This window comes from Propionicimonas sp. T2.31MG-18 (genome assembly GCF_964266745.1).
GTDB lineage: Bacteria > Actinomycetota > Actinomycetes > Propionibacteriales > Propionibacteriaceae > Propionicimonas.
The window spans coordinates 378,452-396,321 of sequence record NZ_CAXWGX010000023.1 but is presented as its reverse complement, the minus strand read 5'-3'; the positions used below and the strand labels follow the sequence as shown (position 1 = coordinate 396,321).

The following is a 17,870-nucleotide window of genomic DNA, read 5'->3' as shown; positions in this document are numbered from 1 at the left end:
CGGGTCAGGGCAGCGGGACGGCGAGCAGCCGGTCGTCCCCGCTGCGCGGGTTGCCGCGCGCGGTGTTGTTGGTGAGCACGTACAGCTGCCCACCCACCACCTCGACCGCGCGGACGCGTCCCAGCCCGTCGAGCACCACCTGCGGCGTCGCCATGGCGTCGCCGTCGCGCTTGGTGCGCCACACGCGCTCGCCGCGCAGGGCTGCCAGGTAGACGGTGCCCTCCGGGGTCACCGCGATGCCGCTGGGCGAGGCCTCGGAGGTGCGCCAGACCAGAGCCGGGCTGACCAGCCCCTCCGCGGAGCTGCGGCCTTCCGCCTGCGGCCACCCGTAGTTGCCGCCGGGGCGGATCAGGTTCAGCTCGTCGAAGGTGTTCTGCCCGAACTCGCTGGCGTACAGGCGGCCCTCGGCGTCCCACCCGAGGCCCTGCACGTTGCGGTGCCCGTAGCTGTAGACGGCATTGCCGAACGGGTTGTCCGCCGGGATCGAGCCGTCCGCGCCGATCCGCAGGATCTTGCCCGCCAGCGACGATCGGTCCTGCGCGAGCCCGGGGCTGCCCGCGTCCCCGGTGCCCAGGTAGAGGGCGCCGTCCGGCCCGAACCGGAGGCGTCCGCCGTTGTGGTTGCCGGCCTTCGGGATGCCGGTGAGGATCGGGAGGGGCTCGAGCAGTTCGCCGCCGGTGTAGCGGAACCGGACCACCCGGTTGTCGTCTGCGGCGGTGAGGTAGAGGTAGAGCAGGCCGTCGTCGGCGAAGGACGGCGACAGCGCCAGTCCGAGCAGCCCGCCCTCGCCGCCGGGCACCACGCCCGGCACCTCCGTCCGCGCGCGGACGGCGCCGTCGGCGACACGGACCAGCGCAGCCTCGTCCCGCAGCGTCACCAGCACGCCGCCGTCGGGGAGCACGGCGACGTCCCACGGCACGTCGAGGTTCGTGGCGAGGACGGTCGGGCCGGTGGCCGGTGTCGACGCCGGCGGCACGCTCGTCGTGCCCGGTGCCGGCGATGGCGTTTCCGGCGCGGTGCACCCGGCGAGGACGGCGCAGGCGGCCAGGGCCGCGAGGGTTCGGCTCATCAACCGAGTCTAGGCAACCCGTCCGGGGGGCTCCCGGCGGGACGGGTGGCCGTGGGCCCGCCTCAGTCCAGCGAGAGGTTGCGGGCCTCGGGGAGCAGGAGCGCCGCCCCGGCCGCCAGCAGGAACGCGGTGCCGAACACGCCGAACACGAGCGCGAGACCGCCCCCGCCGAGCAGGAGCGGCACGCTGAGCGGCGCGATGATCGAGGCGATCCGGCCGAAGGCGGCCGCCGCGCCGGTGCCCGTCCCGCGGACGCCGGTGGGGTAGATCTCCGGCCCGATCGCGTACAGGGCACCCCAGGCGCCCAGGTTGAAGAACGACAGGGCGCAGCCGGCGACGATCACCCAGGTGGCGCTGTTCGCGAAGCCGAACGCCGCAGCCGAGACCGCCGAACCCGCCAGGAAGGCGGCCAGCGTCGGGCGCCGTCCCCACGCCTCGACGAGCCAGGCCGCGGCGGCGTAGCCGGGCAGCTGGGCCAGGGTGATGATCACCGTGTACTCGAACGACTTCACCAGGCCGAACCCCTGGCCGACGAGCAGGGTGGGCAGCCAGGTGAACGCGCCGTAGTAGGACAGGTTGATGAAGAACCACACGGCCCACAGGGCCGCCGTCCGCGAGCGCAGCGCGGGCGACCAGATCGACTGCCCGTCCGGCGTGGCCACCACGGCCACGTCGGGGCTCGCCACGGGCTCGACGCCCGCGGACCGCTCGAAACCGGCCACCGCGGCCTCGGCCTCGGCGAAGCGTCCCTTCCGTTCCAGGAAGCGGACGGACTCCGGCAGCCCCCAGCGGACGACGGCCGCGTAGGCGGTGGGGACGACGCCGATCGCCAGGGCCCACCGCCAGCCCTCGGGGACCTGCGGGATCACGAGATAGCCGATCAGTGCGGCCGCCAGCCAGCCGACCGCCCAGAACGCCTCGAGCCACACGACCATGCGGCCACGGATCGCCCGCGGCGCGAACTCGCTGACCAGGGTGGACGCGACCGGAAGCTCCGCACCCAGGCCGAGCCCGACCACGAAGCGCAGGGCGATGAGCACCCCGACGCTCGCAGCAAGGGCGGACGCGCCGGTGGCGACCCCGTACACCAGCAGCGTGAGGGCGAACACCTGGCGTCGTCCGAAGCGGTCGGCCAGCAGGCCGCCGAGGGTCGCGCCCAGCGCCATGCCGACGAAGCCGATCGAGGCGATCCACGACAGCGTCGTCCTGTCGAGGTTCCACTGCACGGCCAGCGCGGCCATCACGAACGAGATGAGTCCGACGTCCATGGCGTCCAGCGCCCACCCGACGCCGGATCCGACGAGGAGCTTCGCGTGCCGGCGGGTGAACGGCAGCCGGTCGAGCCGTTCCGCGCGGGTGGGTCGATCCGTCGTGTCCGTCACCGTTGCCCTCCTTCGGCCGTGCGCATCGTAGCGGCTCGGCCGGTGCCCGCCCTGCTCAGGGGGTCGGCGCGGGACCCGGGGTGCCGGTGCCGGAGGCGGTCACCGGGTCGCTGGCGACCATGGCCGGGGACGGCGACGGCGTCGGGCTGGTGTCGGTCGGCGAGGGCGTGGGCGTCGGATCCGGGGTGGTCGGGAGCGGCGAGGTGGGTGACGGCGTCGGAGTGAGGGGCGAAGGGCTCGGGCTGGTGGGCGTCGGGCTGACGGTGGTCGGGGTGGGCGTCGGCGTGGCCCGGCGGGTCGGCGTCGGGGTGGGGTCGATGGTCGGCCAGGCGGTCGTCGGCTCCGCGGTGTCCGGGGACGGGAGGCCGGACGGCATCGGGCTGCCGACGCGCCGGCTGAGACCCGCCTTGGACTGGTCGCCGGTGAGGAAGCGCATCGGGTCGACGTAGGCGCCGTCGAGGATCACCTCGAAGTGCAGGTGGCAGGCCGTGGAACGTCCGGTCGAGCCCACCCGGCCGACCGCCTGCCCCTGCTGCACGGCCTGGCCCGCCGTGACGTCGATGTGGCTGAGGTGGTTGTAGGTGGTCGAGAAGGTGTGCCCGCCACGGTCGGCGTGCCGCAGGATCACCCGGTTGCCGTAGCCGCCGGCCCAGCCGGCAGCGGCCACCGTGCCCGCCAGGGCGGCCTGGACCGTGTCACCGCAGGGCTGCCCGAGGTCGACGCCGTCGTGCCAGCGCTGCCGGTGGGTGAACGGGTCGGTGCGGTAGCCGAACCCGCTGGAGGGGGTGTGGTCGCTGACCGGCCAGCCGATCAGTCCACCGACCGTGGCGTCCGGGCTCGTCGAGGTGACGCCGCTCGGGTCGTCCAGCAGGTCGTCGCCCCGGATCAGGCCGCCCTGCAGCCCCGGCGTCCCCACGGGCACCGCGATCGACGGCGCCGCCACGAGCGGGGTGGACGGGAGGCCCGGCGCAGCGGCAGAGGGCACCGGGAGTACGACGTAGACCATGCCGCCCGCGACGACGGACAACACCGCGACCGCCAGCACCCGGAGGGCGGCCCGGAGCGCGAGCGAACTCGCGGCCGCGCGGCGTCCGGACGACGCCGGCAGCGACCGCCGCCCGGCGTGGTGGGTGGTGTGGCCCTGCCCGGTGCGAAGGGCATGCCGGGGAACGCTGCGGTAGGCACGTCTTGGCGGCACGAGCTTCCCCTCTCGCGACTTCTTCATGATCGCCCTGTCGTGCAGAGCTGGGAAGGGGCGCAGGAACACCTTGCGCAATTCTCAGATTCAGGCGGGCCCGGACAGTACTGACCGGTGGGACCTGTGCGGGTCCCACCGGTCAGGAGTGCGCGGTCAGACCAGGGCTGCGTCCAGCTCGATCGTCGTGCCGGTGAGCGCGGCGGAGACGGGGCAGCCGGTCTTGGCGCCCTGGGCGAAGGCGTCGAACTGCTCTGCGGTGAGCCCGGGAACCGAGGCACGGACGGTGAGGAGGATCCGGGTGATCCCCTCACCGGGAACGAAGGTCACGTCGGCGCGGGTGTCGACGGTGGCGGGCGGCGTGCCGTTGCCGGCCAGCGCGTGCGAGAGCGCCATCGAGTAGCAGGCCGAGTGCGCGGCGGCGATCAGCTCCTCCGGGCTCGTCCTGCCTTCGGTCTCGCCGGCGCGCGAGCGCCAGTCGACCTCGACGCTGCCGAGGGTCGAGTTGAGGAATTCGACCTCACCCTGCCCCTCCATGAGCGAGCCTTCCCAGTGTGCCTGCGCGGAGCGGACGGTCATCCTGCCTGCCTTTCGTCGAGTGGTCCCCGGAGTGGGTCTTCCCCAGCCCCAACGGAGCCCGGCCGGCGCCTATTCCTCAGCGGGTACCCACCGGTCACGTACGCTCGCAGGATGGGTGCGGGCGAGATCGAGAAACGCGGCGGCGGGGGCCCACCGGCGACGGAGGCCAGGTCGACGAGGGCGCTCGCCCTGACGGGCGTGGTCGGGGGCGGGGCCTTCGTCGCGCTGATGGTCGCCGCCGAACGCATCTACGACGCGGTGACCCAGGAGGACGGCGTTGCCGGGCTGGACCGGCCCGTGCTGGAGGCGGCCATCGCCCTGCGCACGCCGGTGTCGGAGGCGTGGGTGACCGCCTTCACGAACCTCGGCCGCACCGTGCCGATGGTGGTGATGGGCGTCGTCCTGACCACCGTCCTGTTCCTGCGCTACCGCCGCCGCACGATCTGGGTCCTGATGCTCGTGGCCTCCGCCGGCGGCGTCCTGTTCACACTGGTGGGAAAGACGCTGGTGGGACGCAACCGCCCCGACCCGGTGTTCGCCGTGCCGCCCTACGAGGACAGCTTCTCCTTCCCCTCCGGCCACACGCTCAACAGCACCGTGGTGGCCGGCATGCTCGCCTACCTGGTGGTGTGGCTCGCGGCGCGGACGTCGAGCCGCGTCCTCGCAGTGGCCGCGGCGACGGCCTGGGCCGTGGCAATGGGCCTGAGCCGGGTGTTCCTCGGCCACCACTGGCTCACCGACGTGATGTTCGCCTGGCTGCTCGGACTGGGCTGGCTGGCGTTGCTGATCACCGTCCACCGCGTGGTCCTCGACCGTCGGGGACGCGTCCGGCCCGCCCTGGACGCTCCCCCGGATGCCGATTTCCCTTCCCGCGCCGGTCTTGGCTAGAGTAGGGACCCGTCCGCAAGACGCTGGGGCTATGGCGCAGTTGGTAGCGCGCTTCCATGGCATGGAAGAGGCCACGGGTTCGAATCCCGTTAGCTCCACCACGTGTTTCTCTTGGCCAGAAGCACATTGCCCCTACCCCACCTGGCTCCGGGCCATGCAGCGCGGCAGATCCTGACCAGGCTTCGAGTCAGCTCAGGGTGCCTTGCTGCCGCGGCGTCCAGTGCTCGGCGTGGCGCGCGTCGATACCGTCCAGAAGGAGGTCGAGCGCGAACTCGAACTCGGCCTGGTCGTCACATCCGGGCGCCTGGCGCGAGTCGGGCTCCGGGTGCATCGCGGCTCGGGCGATCTCGGCGAGATTCGGAAAATGGGCGGGCAGTGCCGCGCGCTGGGCGTCGAACGTGGTGTCCGAGCGTGGCGTTGCGGCGAACAGCTCCTGGCTGAAGCCCCACATCCGGTTGCCGAGGGCGTGCATCACGTGATGGGTCAGGTCGACGGACAGCCCCCCTGCCAGGAACAGCCCGGTGAGGGCGTCGAGGTAACCGAGCATCGCCGGGGTCATCGCGCTCCGTGACTCCAGGGCGGCCCGCGACCAGGGATGCTGCAGAAGCGACGCCCGTGCGGCGAGGATGCGGCGCCGGACGTCCCGCTTCCATTCGCCGGTCTGGGGGGTCTGGGCGATCTCGCCGACGATGATCTCGACCATGCCGTCGAGCAGGTCGTCCTTGCTCGCCACGTGCTTGTACAACGCCATGGGCACGACGTCGAGCTCGTTCGCGAGGCCGCGCATGCTCAGGGACTCGATGCCGTTCACGTCTGCGTAGGAGATCGCCGACCGCAGCACCCGGTCCCGGCTCAGCGTTGCTCGACGCTTCCGGGTGGTGTGGTCGTCCAGGTTCTCCACGCCGCGCTCCCCACTCTCAAAGGTCCCGACCATTGACAGGTGTACAGAGTACACCTACGGTGGAGATGGAAGGTGTACGACGTACACCACAGATCGCTCGGACGGGAGAACCCGGCAATGTCGCTCGACAACTCACGCCTCGTCGCGCCGAAGGCGTTCGCAAGGATCACCGGCGCGCTCTACCTCGCCTTCATCGTGGCCTCGGTGGTGGCGGACGCACTGGGCCACATCGGCCTGGGTACCACCCAGCAGCTCGCCGACTCGCTCACGACGGCGCCCACGTCCTTCCGGCTGGGCCTGGTGGTCGCGTTCGCGTCCGCGCTGCTCTTCCTGCTGGCCGCCTGGGGCCTCTACGTCCTGCTGCGGCCGGTCAACAAGGACTTGGCGCTGCTCTTCCTCCTGCTCAACGCGGTGGGGGTCGCGCTCCAGTGCGCGAGCATGCTCGGCCTCGTCTGGGCGCTGCTCGCGAGCAACCCGGCCACCGCATCGACAGCGATCCCGCCCGCCCAGTCCCAGGCCCTCGTGCAGCTGGCCCTGGACCTGTACCGCACCGGCTTCGTCACCACCCAGCTGTTCTTCGGCGCCTGGCTGTTCCCGCTCGGCGTCCTCGTCATGAGGTCCCGAATCCTCCCCCGGATCCTCGGCGTGCTCCTCATCCTGGACGGAGTCGCCGAGTTCGTCTGGTTCCTCCAGGCCCTGCTCCTGCCGGCCTATCCGGCCATCAGGGTCCCCGGGACCGCGGTCAGTTTCGTCGCCGAAGTCGGCCTCGCGTCGTGGCTCCTCATCCGGGGAGTCGCCGTGGCCACACCCGCCGCAGAAACCCACCCCGAAGCGGTGGCCGCCGCCTCCGGCACGGGGGTGCGCTGACGTGAACACGACCCCGACCCCGCGGGTCGGCGTGCGGAGCACGATCCTGCTCGGCGCGGCCGGCGGCGCGGCGTTCTGGGTCGTGAACCTCGCGATCTCCCTGACCCCGCTCGGCGCCGAGTACCGGGCGGCCCTGTCTATCCCCTACCTCCCGATGCTGCTCGGGGCCCTCGCCGGCGGCCTCCTGATCGGCCTGCTCGTGGCCTACGCGCTGCAGCGCTTCTCCGATCGGATCCCGTCCGTGAGCCCGCTCCTGAAGGCCATCGCACTCAGCGGCGCCGCCGTCGTCGCGGCCGCCGTGCTCATGCCGGCCCCCGACCCACGCTCGGCACTCCTTGGCCTGCTGATCAACACCCTGCGCATCGTGGCGCTCGGCGCGACCATCGGCGTCCTGCATCCCCGACAGGCGGCACGCGGGCAGAACTGATCCGCCTGCCACCGCACGACGGTGGCGGTCAGCCGGCGGCGGCGAGGGCGTCCACGATCGCTTGGGCGTGGCGTTCGAGGAGGGCCGCGTCTGCCTGGGGTGGGTCAGGGGGAAGAGCCCACTCACCCGGGGTGTAGCGAGGGATCACGTGGAGGTGGAAGTGGAAGACCGTCTGCAGGGCGGCTTCACCGTCGCACACGAGGAGGTTGATTCCTTCGCGGCCCAGACGTGACCGGCGCAACGCGCGGGCCGGGGCACGACCCACCGACCACACGCGGGTGCCCACGACCCCACCGAGCCAGCAGGCGGACGAGCGCCAGGCACGCCACGCACGCGGCCACCATCAGGAGGTCTGCCGGACGGTTGTCGCGGCGAGGCGATGCCGGCAGCTGCGGCAGCGCGAGGCAGCGGAGCCCGCAGTGGTTGTTGAGCGTCCGCGGGCGAGGCGGACGGCCTGCGGTGCGAGCGCCACCAGGAGCGCGAGGGCGGCGGTCGCGTTGATGATCTCCATTCCGTCGGGCGCAGCGATCAGCAGAGAGCCTGCAAGCAGGGCGGCCCCCTGCCACGCCGGCCACTGTCGGGCCCGGATGAGACCGATCGCCTGCACGGCGACGCCCAGGGGCAGCAGCACCATTCCCCACACCAGGACCACCCAGCCCTGCTTGTCAAAGATGGCCGTGAGGCCGGGCATCATCGCGGCGAAGGTGGCGTCGTCGACGGCGTCCAGCGCGCTCATGGTGAGGCAGAGGGCGCCCTTGTCTGCGGCGAGCAGGCAGGCTCCGAGCACAGCCATCGCGCCTCCGACCAGGCCGGCCCACGCGCCGCGCCCGACCCGTAGCAGCGACCGCAGGTGCAGCGCGACGACAACGAGGAGGGCCGTGTTGAGGGTCACGAGGGCGTGTGCGAACTGCAGGACGGGGTTTCCGCGCGCCCGCAGGATCAGGTCGGCCGGCTCGAGCATCCGGATGCTGCCCAGCCCCGGGTGGGTCACGAACGCGAACAGGAAGATGCAGGGCATGGCGAGGAGCGCTGCGGCGGTGCCGAGCCGCCGGACCCGCTCGATAGGATCGGGATGGTTCAGTGTCCCTGGCATGGTGGGCAGGGCTGTGGCGGTCATGGTTCCTCCTGACGATGGGCTTGTGATTCCACGATCCGGCACCCTCGCCTCGTGCGCCACGACGAACCCGGTCAGTTCCGGACAGGAGCCGCGCATGTGTCCGACATCGGTGGATCCTCGGGCGATCCGCACCCGGTACCGGCTCCGGGGCGCCTTGCTGGACCTGCTCCGCACCCGCAGCTGGGACGAGGTGACGGTGTCGGAGGTCGTGGCTCACGCCCGCTGTTCACGCTCGACGTTCTACCTGCACTACGAGGACCTCGACGCCCTGCTGGCCGACGCCTTCCTGGGGGCTGCCGAGGTCGTACCGGCGACCGGGGAGGGCCACTGCCTCGGCTTCGTGCCCGGCCTGTTCGACCACCTCGCCCAGCATCGCGTCCTCGCAGAGCCGTATCTGCTCCTTGGTCGCGGCGGCCCCATGGTGGCGGCGTTCCGGCAGCAGATCGACACCCACATCCGGGGGCGACTGGAGGTGACTGCGCCCAACCTGACCGAACCGCACCGCGAGGAGCTCGCGGCCGCCCTGGGTGGCGCGGTGTGGGCCGCTCTGATGTGGTGGCTCGAGCACGGCCGGGACGTGCCGCCGGCCGACGCGGCCGCCACCCTCCTCGCGCTCCTCAGCCCCGGGCTCGGCCGGCTGACGCACGACTGACCACCCGCGGCGAGAGCCGTCCGAGCATGCGGGCGTCCCACCCCCGTGGGAGTTCGAGTCCCTCTCCATCACCGCCAACGGTCGCCACCTGCAGGTACCGGTCTGACGCCGCAAGACATTGCAATGACGTCAAAGTGATGTCATGCTGGAGTCATGCAACTCGCTCCCTACCTCGAAGCCGTCGCTCGCGACCTCGATCGCGCAACGGCACTCGCCGACCAGCAGACCCGGGAGTTGACCCAGCGCGTCGCTTCCGTGATCGAGCCCGGTCTTCGACTGGCGATGGTGCAACTGCTCAGTGATGCCGCTGCGCAGTTGACGGCCGAACTCGACGGCCCCGTGATCACCGTCCGCATGGAAGGCAGGGACCCCGACTGGCACATCGTCCGCAACGAGGCGACCCTCGCGGCCCACGACTCCGAACCCGGCGATGACGACAACTCCGCGCGGGTCACTGTCCGGCTTCCCGAGGCCGTCAAGAAGCGCGCCGAGTCCGCCGCCCAGATCGCCGGCCAGTCGCTCAACACGTGGATCGTCCAGGCACTGCGCCGCGCCACCACATCCGACACCACTTCCCACCGTTCGTCCCGCCGCATCTCCGGCTGGGCCTGAGGAGGACACCATGACCACGATGACCCGCAGCCACACCCTCGAGTACACCCTCGACGGGCTGCCCGAGCTGACCCTCAACAACCACCGCGGGGAGATCCACGTCCTGCACGACGGTGCACCCGGCGAGGTCCGCGTCACTCTCACCAGCAACCAGGCCGTGGACTTCGGCCTCGTCGAGTCCCGGGTCGACGGCACCCGCGTGACCGTCACCATCCCCCACCTGCCGGCCGAAGGGACGTCCGGCATCTCCTTCAACCTGGGCGCGCTCTCCTTCGCCCTCGGCGGGGGGCTCAGGGTGGACGCGGACGTGCACTGCCCGCCGGACGCCCCGCTCTCCCTCGAAACCAAGTACGGCGACATCGAGATTCAGGGACGCTCCGGCAGGACCGTGGCCAGGACCGGCGCGGGCAGCATCGTCGCGGAAGCGTGCGAGAGCGCGGTCCTGTCCACCGGCGCCGGCGACATCCGGCTGCCGCGTGTCGGTTCGGCCACCCTCAACACCGGCACCGGCGACATCTCCGTGGACGACGCGTCGGGCCGCCTCGAGATCCGCACGGGCACCGGCGACGTCCACGTCGGCTCGTCCAAGGGGCAACTGAGCATCGTCTCGGGCGCCGGGGACGTGCACGCCGTGGTCGGCGAGGGCAGCGCCGAAGTCCGTACCGGCATGGGCGACGTCACCGTACAGGTGCCGAGCACCGTCCCCGTCTGGCAGGACCTGACCACCGGCATGGGTGAGGTGCGCAGCCACGTGCCTTCTCACGGGGAGCCAGAGCCCGGCGAGCCCTTCGTGAAGGTCGCCGCCCGCTCGGGCGTGGGGGACGTGACGCTCACGGTGTAGGTCCGGCACGCGGCTGGGTCGGGAGCCTCGACCGTCCGAGTCGGCGCACAGCCAGCGCATGTGCGCCTCGCCGACGTGCGTGAACGTCGATCAGATCTGGCAGTTCGACGTCGTCTTGAGCCTCTGGATCCGACGGCTCACGTTCGAGCCCGGACCACCTCGACGGGAAGTCCCCACAGCGACACCGTGCGCACAGAGGTGATCTCCATGCCTGCTTCGCGCACGGCACGAGCGACGTAGATGGGTCGGCAATCCAGCAGGCGAGGGAACCGCGCATGGCCGTGCTCGTAGAGTCGTCGCATCGGCGGCTCGGGGCCCTCCTTGCTGAGCGATGCGACCACGAGCCGGCCACCCGGGCGAACGACCCGCTGACACTCGGCAAGCACGAGCGGTATCTGCGGGGTGTCGAAGAGTTCGAGGACGAAGCTCATGAAGGCGCCGTCGAAGGAGCCACTCGCCAGCGGCAGGCGCGACGCATCTCCCTGAACGAGCCAGGCACGCTGAGCAAGCCGCCGGCGGATCACCCGCCGGCGCGCGACGCGGCACATGCCGTCGGCGAGATCGACACCCACCGCTCGTCCGTCCTGCCCGACCGCCCGGGCGATGTCGACGAGCGCGTAGCCCGGTCCGCACCCGACCTCGATCAGCGACTCGCCGGGTGCGGCGCTCAGCGCATCGAGCCCGATACGCCGGACGGGCCGTTCCCAGACCCCCTCGATGAGTTCGTAGGAGCGGGATATCCGGTCATACCTGGCGCGGGTGCCTGTCGTCGTCCAGACGCGGGCAATCTCGGGCCTGCCGCTCACAGCCTCCACGCTACAGCGGCTGCCCGCGTGAGGGGCATGCGCGTCGGGCTCACTCTGAGCGGTCCTCGCGCGGCGGCGTGAGCGTCCTTCGGGCCGGCGTGCAACAGAGTCCCGGGAGCGGGTCGAGCACGGCGAGCGTGAGGACGCCGTAGTCGGTCACGCACCCGGCCCGGATGTTCGAGATCAGCATGTCACGGTCGGGCAGGGCCCCTGGGCGAGTTCTCCTCCCCGCCACTCACCACAGTGCTGCAGGGCGCGACGGCACCGCCGCCCGCGCGCCGAGGACCCGCCGGGAGGTGGCGGGCGTCCCGGTCACCGGTTGAGCTCGCCCAGGATCACCGGAAAGACGTCCTCGGCCGCCCGCCGGCCCAGGAACACGTCCAGATGCCCGTAGTCCGGCAGCAGGTGGAGCGTGTCGCCGGTGCGGTGGCGGGACAGGAACTCGAACGACCGGCGCTGGCTGTCGGGAAGGAAGCAGCGGTTGCGCAGCCCTGCGATGAGCGCGAACCGGGCGTCCGTGCGGGGAGGGCCCGAGGCGTACCGGGACGGAAGGCCCGGCCGCCGGGACACCGACACCAGCTCCCCGGCCTTGACGCACGCGGCCATCTGCGCGAAGAAGCTCATCGGCACCACCCCGAACTCCCCCCGCAGCCAGTCGTGGGTGTCCTCGTTCAGGTTCTCGTGCGACCACAGCGCCGGCCGGCCCGAGCCGTAGGTGAAGCTCACCATCCGGCAGACCGGATTGTCGCACTCGCGGTGCGTGGCCAGGACGGCGGCCCGCGCCACCCGCGAGAAGCCGGTCGTCGGGCCGTCCCCCCAGGCCGGGTTCAGGTAGGGGGTCAGCTGCTGCATCGCCGGGCGCAGCGACCGGATCTTGAACCGCGCGAACGCCGGGATGACCGGGTGCAGCGACACCGCGTTGCTGACGATGACGTCCACCTGCGGCAGCAGGCCGGCGACCGCGCTCATGCAGAACGACGTCGAGCCCTGGCAGTGCACCACTGCCCTGATCGACTCCGCGCCGGTCTGCTCGGCGATGTAGCCCACGGCGGCCGGGTGGTCGAACGCGGCCGCGTCGTCCAGGCTCCACGGCACGGGGTCCAGGTCGATGGACGCCCGCCAGTTGAACAGCCAGACGTCCCAGCCGTCGTCGACCAGCACGTCGACGATCGTCCGCTCCACCGGCGGCCGGAAGAGCTCGGCGCGCACCCCGGCGCCGTGGACCAGCAGCACCGGCCCCTTCGTCGGCGCCTCGGCACCCCGCACCCGGATGAGGGTGAGCGGGAGCCCGTCGCCGGCCCGCAGGACGTGCCGTTCGTCACGGGTGCGCCGCCGCTCGAGCACCGGCCCGCTCATCGCCGGTCCCCCCGCGGGGCGGACGGCGCGAGGTAGACGTCTCTCAGCGAGCGGCCGAAGAACGCCCCGAAGCTCGCCATCGAGGCCACCGCCCCACCGCCGCCGGAACGGAAGGTGGTGAGCTGCCGGGCGAAGTCCTGCGGCAGGATCCGCAGGACGCCGGCACCCGCGACCTCTCCCTCACCACCCGGCGCCACGTGCCCGGACAGGAGGGTCACGTACAGGGTCGAGGTGTCGCGCCAGACGTCCAGGCCGGGGTCGTCCCGCACCACCTTGTAGCCGTACAGCGTGACCGGCGCACCGGCGAGGTCGCGCAGCCACAGCCGGTAGCGCATCTGGCGGCTGCCGTCGGCCTCCTCGACGAACAGGTTGAACCACCCCCGCTCGACCGGCAGCTCCCCACCGAGGAGCTCGCAGCGGACGACGCCGGTCGCGGTGCCCTCGTGGTCGCCGCCGGCGACGAACCTGTCGATGTCGGGCGCCTCGATCGTCAGCTCGAACATGAAGCGGTGGCCGAGCACCCGTCCGCGCCGCCAGCCCTCGAGCGGGTCGGTCTCGCCCAGGCAGAGGTAGCCCTTCATCTGCTCGGTGAAGCGCACGCTCCGCCCCTCTTCCGGGGCCGGCCCGGCGGCGGGCTCCTCCCCCCGTTCGACGTCCGGCGACGGACGCGGCGGCCGGCCCGACTCCAGCACCCGCTCGACGGTCCGGTCGGCGAGCGCAGCGATGGTCAGCGCGGGGTTCGGCCCCACCGGTCCGGGCATCTGCGCCCCGTCGACGACGTAGAGCCCGGGGTGGCCGAACGCCTGGCCGTGGGCGTCCACGACCCCCTCCTGGACGTCCCTGCCCATCGGGACCCCCCCGAGCGGGTGGACGGTGACCACCCGGCGGGTCCACCACAGCGGGCTGTCGTGGTAGTCGGCGTGCAGGGCTCCGGCGATCCCGCGCATCGTCTCCCGCATCGAGCGGAAGTACGCCATGGACGTCGCCGAGGTCCAGCTGACGTCCAGTTCGCCGTCGCGGAGCACGATCCGGCCGTCGGGGGTGTCGCGTCCCATGCCCAGCAGGGGCAGCGCGCTGCTGCCCAGCCGGCCCTGGCCGACCAGGCGCGCGATCTCGGCGGAGATCGTCGACTCGTAGCGGGACCCGAACCGGTAGCGCAGCAGGTCGCGGGCGACGACGGCAGCCCGCTGCACGGACGAGCCGACGGCGGTCGTCTCGATCAACCAGTTCGCGAAGTCGGGGAAGCCCGCCTCCTGCACGTAGTAGCCCCGGCGCTCGCCCCCCTCGTCCAGGCCGTCGGGGACGCGCATCGCCGTCGTGATCACCGGGCCGTAGCTGCCGTCGATCAGCCGCATGCCGCCGGCCGGGCCCTCCGCCCGTGCCCCCATGCAGAAGGTGAGCAGGTCGCCGTTGCCGCTGAAACGCGTGCCGAGCGCGCGCCCCAGCGCCGGGAGGTTCAGCCGGTTGCGCAGCAGGAGCGCCGTCGTGCCGAACGTTCCCGCGGCGAGGAACAGCGACGCGCAGCGGATCCTCCGCTGGGTGCGGGACCGCTCCCCCGTCTCGTCGAGGTCGCTGCCGTACTGCACGTAGGAGACCTCGTAGCCGCCGCCGGCCAGCGGGAGGATCCCGACCGCCTCGCTGAGCGTGCGCAGGTCAGCCCCCGCACGGACGGCCGCGGACAGGTAGGTGTGGTCGAGGGTGTTCTTGGCGCCCTCGTTGCAGCCGATGTCGCACTCGCCGCACAGCCGGCAGGTCAGCCGGGTGAGGCCGTGCAGGTTGCCGTACGCGGGTTCGGGGATGACCTGCTTGGGCGCCGGCTCGCCGCCCGGCGGGGCGAAGCTGATCGCCAGCGGCGGATGGAAGGTCTCCAGGCCCAGGGCCTGGGCGGCCTCCCGCAGGGCCTTCGCCTTCGGCAGGTCAGGGTACGGGGACGGCACGGGCGTGAGCATGGCCTCGACGGCGTCGTAGTGCGGGTCGAGGTCGGACCGGCTGACCGGCCAGTTCTCGTAGCCCCCGCCGGGCAGGGGTGAGTCGTGGACGAACCAGCGTTCGTCCTTGCGCAGCAGGACATTGGCGTAGATGAGCGAGCCGCCCCCCAGCCCGCTGGAGACGATCGCCTCCAGCTTGCGGAACGAGCGGACGTCGAACAGTCCGAACAGCCCGTCCTTGGGTTCCCAGAACGCCCGGCTCATCTCGTAGGGGTTCCGCGCGAAACTGCCGGGCGGGTACGGCTGGCCCCGCTCCAGCAGGACCGTCGACCGGCCGGCCTGCGCCAGCCGGTACGCCGCCACCGAACCCCCGAAGCCCGAGCCCACCACGAGCGCGTCGCACGTCTCGACGCCCTGTGCACCGGAGCCGCTGCCCGACGACCGCAGCATGCCTCCACCTCCCCCGTGCAGCACACCTGGGGCGAGGATCCCGCCGCCCGGGTGGGGCAGCAAGGCGCACTAATGCCCAGCGGCAGCGGCCGCATCCGACGGGCGCTCCGGCCGGTGCGCTCAGCGCACCGGCATCCCGCACGCCCACCAGCGTCCCTCGACCCGGACGGGCGCCGTGCACGCGACGCCGCCGAGGTCGGCACCGGCCGGACTGGAGTCGGTGAGGAAGAAGCCACCCGCTCCGTTGGGGACGCCGACCCACACCGGGAGGAACACCCCGTCGCCGGAGGAGGACACGCTCCCCGTCGCGGAGAGGTGGGCGAGGTCGGCCGGCAGCGCCGTGCCGCCCGGCGCGGACGCGACCGGTGTGGCCGCGAGGTACTGCTCGAGCCGGGAGAACTCCTCGCTGTGGACCGAGTGGTAGAGGGTGGCCGACCACCACAGGCCCGCCGGCTTGAGCGTCAGCAGCGGCGCCATGAAGACCACGATCGTGGGAATGAGGATCCACCACCGGGGCACCAGCAGCAGGAGGGCGAAGACCGAGGCGAGCCCGGCCAGGAACATCGTGACCACGACGGCGACGATGTCGACCGGCCGTACGACGACCCTCGCCACGGCGAGGGGGAACAAGCCGCGCTCCAGCAGCGGCGGCAGCCAGGCGTGGACGGTCACGACCACCCACAGCACTGCGGACACGCCGAGCATGACGAACCCGGTCCGGCGCCCCCCGGGAACGGCCGGCGGGGTCTCGGCGGTGGTCACACCGGGAGTGTAGACAGCCCGGGCCCGCGTGCCGGCGGCGTCCGTGCGCTCAGGCCCCGCCACCGCGCTGCGCGGCCTGCCGGACGTCCTCGAGCCACTCGGCGTCGAAGACGAGGTCCAGCTTCTCCAGCCGCGCGATGTCGCCGGCCACCCGGTCGCGGAGCTTGCGCACGTCCGGACCGCCGCCGAGCTCGTTGAGCTCGCGCCAGACGCCGGACAGTTCCTCGATCAGGCCGCGGTGGGCTTCGAGCGCACGCACCCGCGCCTGCGCCGCCTGCTCGCGGAGTTCCTCGATACGGCCACTGGGTTGCTCCATGACCCCATGCTAGGGGTGGCCCGGCCCCCGCGCAGGCGCCCGGTGGGGACGGCCCGGGGCGGCAGCGACCCCGGAAGGCCGCCCCTCCCGGGGCCCGCGGGAGACCCAGCCCCTAGACTGGTGGACCGCGGCGCGACGGCGCCGACGCGGTCCGTCCGCGGGCGAACGTGGGAGAACATGCGGGATCTCGAGCGGGTGTCGATCGTGGGCGCGGGGCGCCTCGGCAGCGCCATCGCCGCGGCCCTGCGCGCGGACGGCGTGGTGGTCGAGGGCCCGCTGCGCCGCGGCGAGCTTCCCGGACCCGACGCGGGGGTCGTGCTGCTGTGCGTCCCCGACCGCGAGATCGCGGAGGCTGCGGCGGGGATCCCGGCCGGGCCGGTGATCGGCCACTGCTCCGGGGCCACCACGCTGGCCCCGCTGGGCTCGCGCCCGGCCTTCTCGCTGCACCCGCTGATGACCGTGCCCGCCGACGGGCACGCCGACTTCCGCGACGTGGCGTGCGCGATCGCCGGCCACCCCGTCGCCGCCCGCCTCGCCGCACGGCTGGGAATGCGACCGATCACGGTCGCCGACCCCGACCGCGCCGCGTACCACGCGGCGGCGTCCATGGCGTCGAACTTCCTGGTCGCGCTGGAGGAAGCGGCGACCCGTCTGGGCCGGACCGCCGGCCTCGACCGGGCCGATCTGGTCCCGCTGGTGCGCGCGACGGTGGAGAACTGGGCGCGCCTGGGCCCCGACGCCCTCACCGGGCCGGCGGCGCGCGGGGACCTCGCGACCCTCGAGCGGCACCGCGAGGCCATCCGGGACCGCGCGCCGGACCTGCTCGCGCTGTACGACGAGATGGTGGAGGTGGTCCGTCGATGAGGATCGTGCGGGACGTGGCGTCGGTGCGCGCGGCCGTCGCCGGCGCGGGACGGGTCGGCCTGGTGCCCACGATGGGCGCCTTCCACGAGGGGCACCTCTCGCTGGTGCGCGCGGCCCGGGCCGCGTGCGACCTCGTCGTGGTGTGGCTGTTCGTGAACCCCACGCAGTTCAACGAGGCCGCCGACCTCGCTGCCTACCCCAGGGACGAGGAGCGCGACGCCGCGCTGGCCGCGGCGTGCGGCGCGGACGTCCTGTTCGCCCCGACGGTCGAGGAGGTGTACCCCGCCGGTCACGCGACCACGGTGACGGTCGCCGGGATCGCGGACGTGCTGGAGGGGGCGCAGCGTCCCGGCCACTTCGCCGGGGTGGCCACCGTGGTGGCCAAGATGTTCAACATGGTCGGCCCCGACGTCGCCTTCTTCGGCGCGAAGGACGCCCAGCAGGTGGCGGTGGTCCGCCGCATGGTGGCCGACCTCGACCTGCCGGTGGAGATCGAGGTGCTGCCCACCGTCCGTGAGCCGGACGGGCTGGCGATGAGCAGCCGCAACGTCCGCCTCGGCCCGGACGACCGCCGCCGCGCGACCGCGCTGCACCGCGGGCTGTCCGCGGCCAGGGACGCCGTCGCCGCCGGCCTGCGCGACCCGGTGGCGGTCGCGGCCGTCGTCGAGCGGACTCTCGCCGGCGAGGGCCTCACCGCGGAGTACATCGCCGTGGTGGACCCCGGCTCCTTCGCGCCGGTGGCATCGGTCGACCTGCCCGCGCTGGTGGCGCTCGCCGTCCGCGTCGGCCCCGTCCGCCTCATCGACAACATGGTGGTCACCCCGTGACCACCCGCCTGCGCGGCGCCCCGCGCGCCGT

At 72.8% G+C, this 17,870-nt stretch carries 21 protein-coding genes and 1 tRNA gene; 9 read left to right on the top strand and 13 right to left on the bottom strand.

Annotated elements, in window-relative coordinates; all coding sequences use genetic code 11:
• Positions 1-4: 4 nt before the first annotated feature.
• The 4 genes from ACFQQJ_RS09875 to ACFQQJ_RS09860 form a co-directional block, all read right to left on the bottom strand.
• Positions 5-1,069 carry a PQQ-dependent sugar dehydrogenase gene (locus ACFQQJ_RS09875; protein WP_377106078.1) on the bottom strand — a complete coding sequence of 355 codons (1,065 nt, stop codon included), beginning with the start codon at positions 1,067-1,069 and terminating at the stop codon, positions 5-7.
• A 62-nt stretch (positions 1,070-1,131) separates the two neighbouring features.
• Positions 1,132-2,451: an MFS transporter gene (locus ACFQQJ_RS09870; protein WP_377106077.1), complete on the bottom strand. Its 1,320-nt coding sequence runs from the start codon at positions 2,449-2,451 to the stop codon at positions 1,132-1,134.
• Between the two features lie 55 nt (positions 2,452-2,506).
• A complete protein-coding gene (locus ACFQQJ_RS09865; RefSeq protein WP_377106076.1) occupies positions 2,507-3,676 on the bottom strand; it encodes a M23 family metallopeptidase in 1,170 nt (389 codons plus the stop codon).
• 126 nt (positions 3,677-3,802) lie between these two features.
• A complete protein-coding gene (locus ACFQQJ_RS09860; RefSeq protein ID WP_377106075.1) occupies positions 3,803-4,225 on the bottom strand; it encodes an OsmC family peroxiredoxin in 423 nt (140 codons plus the stop codon).
• A 111-nt stretch (positions 4,226-4,336) separates the two neighbouring features.
• Between ACFQQJ_RS09860 and ACFQQJ_RS09855 the strand changes: the two genes are divergently transcribed.
• Both ACFQQJ_RS09855 and ACFQQJ_RS09850 read left to right on the top strand, forming a co-directional pair.
• Entirely contained in the window at positions 4,337-5,113 is a 777-nt protein-coding gene (locus ACFQQJ_RS09855) for a phosphatase PAP2 family protein (protein WP_377106073.1), read from the top strand.
• A gap of 25 nt (positions 5,114-5,138) precedes the next feature.
• Positions 5,139-5,214 (top strand) — tRNA-Ala (locus tag ACFQQJ_RS09850).
• Positions 5,215-5,300: 86 nt separating this feature from the next.
• On the opposite strand, the gene ACFQQJ_RS09845 is transcribed toward ACFQQJ_RS09850, so the two are convergent.
• Positions 5,301-6,014, bottom strand: coding sequence for a TetR/AcrR family transcriptional regulator (locus ACFQQJ_RS09845; RefSeq protein ID WP_377106072.1), 714 nt, complete (start codon positions 6,012-6,014; stop codon positions 5,301-5,303).
• A 117-nt stretch (positions 6,015-6,131) separates the two neighbouring features.
• Between ACFQQJ_RS09845 and ACFQQJ_RS09840 the strand changes: the two genes are divergently transcribed.
• Together ACFQQJ_RS09840 and ACFQQJ_RS09835 are read left to right on the top strand one after the other, a co-directional pair.
• The gene (locus ACFQQJ_RS09840; RefSeq protein ID WP_377106070.1) at positions 6,132-6,881 is read left to right on the top strand and encodes a DUF4386 domain-containing protein; all 750 of its coding nucleotides are present in this window, start codon (positions 6,132-6,134) and stop codon (positions 6,879-6,881) included.
• Position 6,882: 1 nt separating this feature from the next.
• Positions 6,883-7,308, top strand: a complete 426-nt coding sequence (locus ACFQQJ_RS09835; protein ID WP_377106068.1) for a hypothetical protein — start codon at positions 6,883-6,885, stop codon at positions 7,306-7,308.
• A gap of 28 nt (positions 7,309-7,336) precedes the next feature.
• On the opposite strand, the gene ACFQQJ_RS09830 is transcribed toward ACFQQJ_RS09835, so the two are convergent.
• Both ACFQQJ_RS09830 and ACFQQJ_RS09825 read right to left on the bottom strand, forming a co-directional pair.
• Complete coding sequence (locus tag ACFQQJ_RS09830) at positions 7,337-7,573, bottom strand: HIT family protein (RefSeq protein WP_377106325.1); 237 nt, start codon at positions 7,571-7,573, stop codon at positions 7,337-7,339.
• Between the two features lie 78 nt (positions 7,574-7,651).
• Positions 7,652-8,425 (bottom strand): hypothetical protein, encoded by a 774-nt coding sequence (locus ACFQQJ_RS09825; protein ID WP_377106067.1) that lies wholly within the window; start codon positions 8,423-8,425, stop codon positions 7,652-7,654.
• 94 nt (positions 8,426-8,519) lie between these two features.
• Here ACFQQJ_RS09825 and ACFQQJ_RS09820 point away from each other — a divergent pair, with 94 nt between their 5' ends.
• The 3 genes from ACFQQJ_RS09820 (at position 8,520) to ACFQQJ_RS09810 (ending at position 10,530) form a co-directional block, all read left to right on the top strand.
• Positions 8,520-9,077 (top strand): TetR/AcrR family transcriptional regulator, encoded by a 558-nt coding sequence (locus ACFQQJ_RS09820; RefSeq protein WP_377106066.1) that lies wholly within the window; start codon positions 8,520-8,522, stop codon positions 9,075-9,077.
• A gap of 153 nt (positions 9,078-9,230) precedes the next feature.
• Positions 9,231-9,689: a toxin-antitoxin system HicB family antitoxin gene (locus ACFQQJ_RS09815; protein WP_377106063.1), complete on the top strand. Its 459-nt coding sequence runs from the start codon at positions 9,231-9,233 to the stop codon at positions 9,687-9,689.
• Positions 9,690-9,699: 10 nt separating this feature from the next.
• Complete coding sequence (locus ACFQQJ_RS09810; protein WP_377106062.1) at positions 9,700-10,530, top strand: DUF4097 domain-containing protein; 831 nt, start codon at positions 9,700-9,702, stop codon at positions 10,528-10,530.
• A 137-nt stretch (positions 10,531-10,667) separates the two neighbouring features.
• Here ACFQQJ_RS09810 and ACFQQJ_RS09805 read toward each other — a convergent pair whose 3' ends face one another.
• From ACFQQJ_RS09805 to ACFQQJ_RS09780, 6 genes are all read right to left on the bottom strand, one after another.
• On the bottom strand, positions 10,668-11,336 hold the full coding sequence (locus ACFQQJ_RS09805; RefSeq protein WP_377106061.1) for a class I SAM-dependent methyltransferase: 669 nt from the start codon (positions 11,334-11,336) through the stop codon (positions 10,668-10,670).
• Positions 11,337-11,385: 49 nt separating this feature from the next.
• Positions 11,386-11,526 carry a hypothetical protein gene (locus tag ACFQQJ_RS09800; RefSeq protein ID WP_377106059.1) on the bottom strand — a complete coding sequence of 47 codons (141 nt, stop codon included), beginning with the start codon at positions 11,524-11,526 and terminating at the stop codon, positions 11,386-11,388.
• 122 nt (positions 11,527-11,648) lie between these two features.
• Positions 11,649-12,692: an alpha/beta fold hydrolase gene (locus ACFQQJ_RS09795; protein WP_377106058.1), complete on the bottom strand. Its 1,044-nt coding sequence runs from the start codon at positions 12,690-12,692 to the stop codon at positions 11,649-11,651.
• Positions 12,689-15,070 carry a GMC oxidoreductase gene (locus ACFQQJ_RS09790; protein WP_377106057.1) on the bottom strand — a complete coding sequence of 794 codons (2,382 nt, stop codon included), beginning with the start codon at positions 15,068-15,070 and terminating at the stop codon, positions 12,689-12,691. The genes ACFQQJ_RS09795 and ACFQQJ_RS09790 overlap by 4 nt, the downstream gene beginning before the upstream one ends.
• A gap of 120 nt (positions 15,071-15,190) precedes the next feature.
• Positions 15,191-15,832: a hypothetical protein gene (locus ACFQQJ_RS09785; RefSeq protein ID WP_377106056.1), complete on the bottom strand. Its 642-nt coding sequence runs from the start codon at positions 15,830-15,832 to the stop codon at positions 15,191-15,193.
• A gap of 49 nt (positions 15,833-15,881) precedes the next feature.
• Positions 15,882-16,148, bottom strand: coding sequence for a hypothetical protein (locus ACFQQJ_RS09780; protein WP_377106055.1), 267 nt, complete (start codon positions 16,146-16,148; stop codon positions 15,882-15,884).
• Positions 16,149-16,325: 177 nt separating this feature from the next.
• On the opposite strand from ACFQQJ_RS09780, the gene ACFQQJ_RS09775 reads away from it, so the two are divergent.
• Both ACFQQJ_RS09775 and panC read left to right on the top strand, forming a co-directional pair.
• Positions 16,326-17,012 carry a DUF2520 domain-containing protein gene (locus ACFQQJ_RS09775; RefSeq protein WP_377106054.1) on the top strand — a complete coding sequence of 229 codons (687 nt, stop codon included), beginning with the start codon at positions 16,326-16,328 and terminating at the stop codon, positions 17,010-17,012.
• Positions 17,009-17,839, top strand: coding sequence for a pantoate--beta-alanine ligase (gene panC / locus ACFQQJ_RS09770; protein ID WP_377106053.1), 831 nt, complete (start codon positions 17,009-17,011; stop codon positions 17,837-17,839). The genes ACFQQJ_RS09775 and panC overlap by 4 nt, the downstream gene beginning before the upstream one ends.
• Positions 17,840-17,870: the final 31 nt, after the last annotated feature.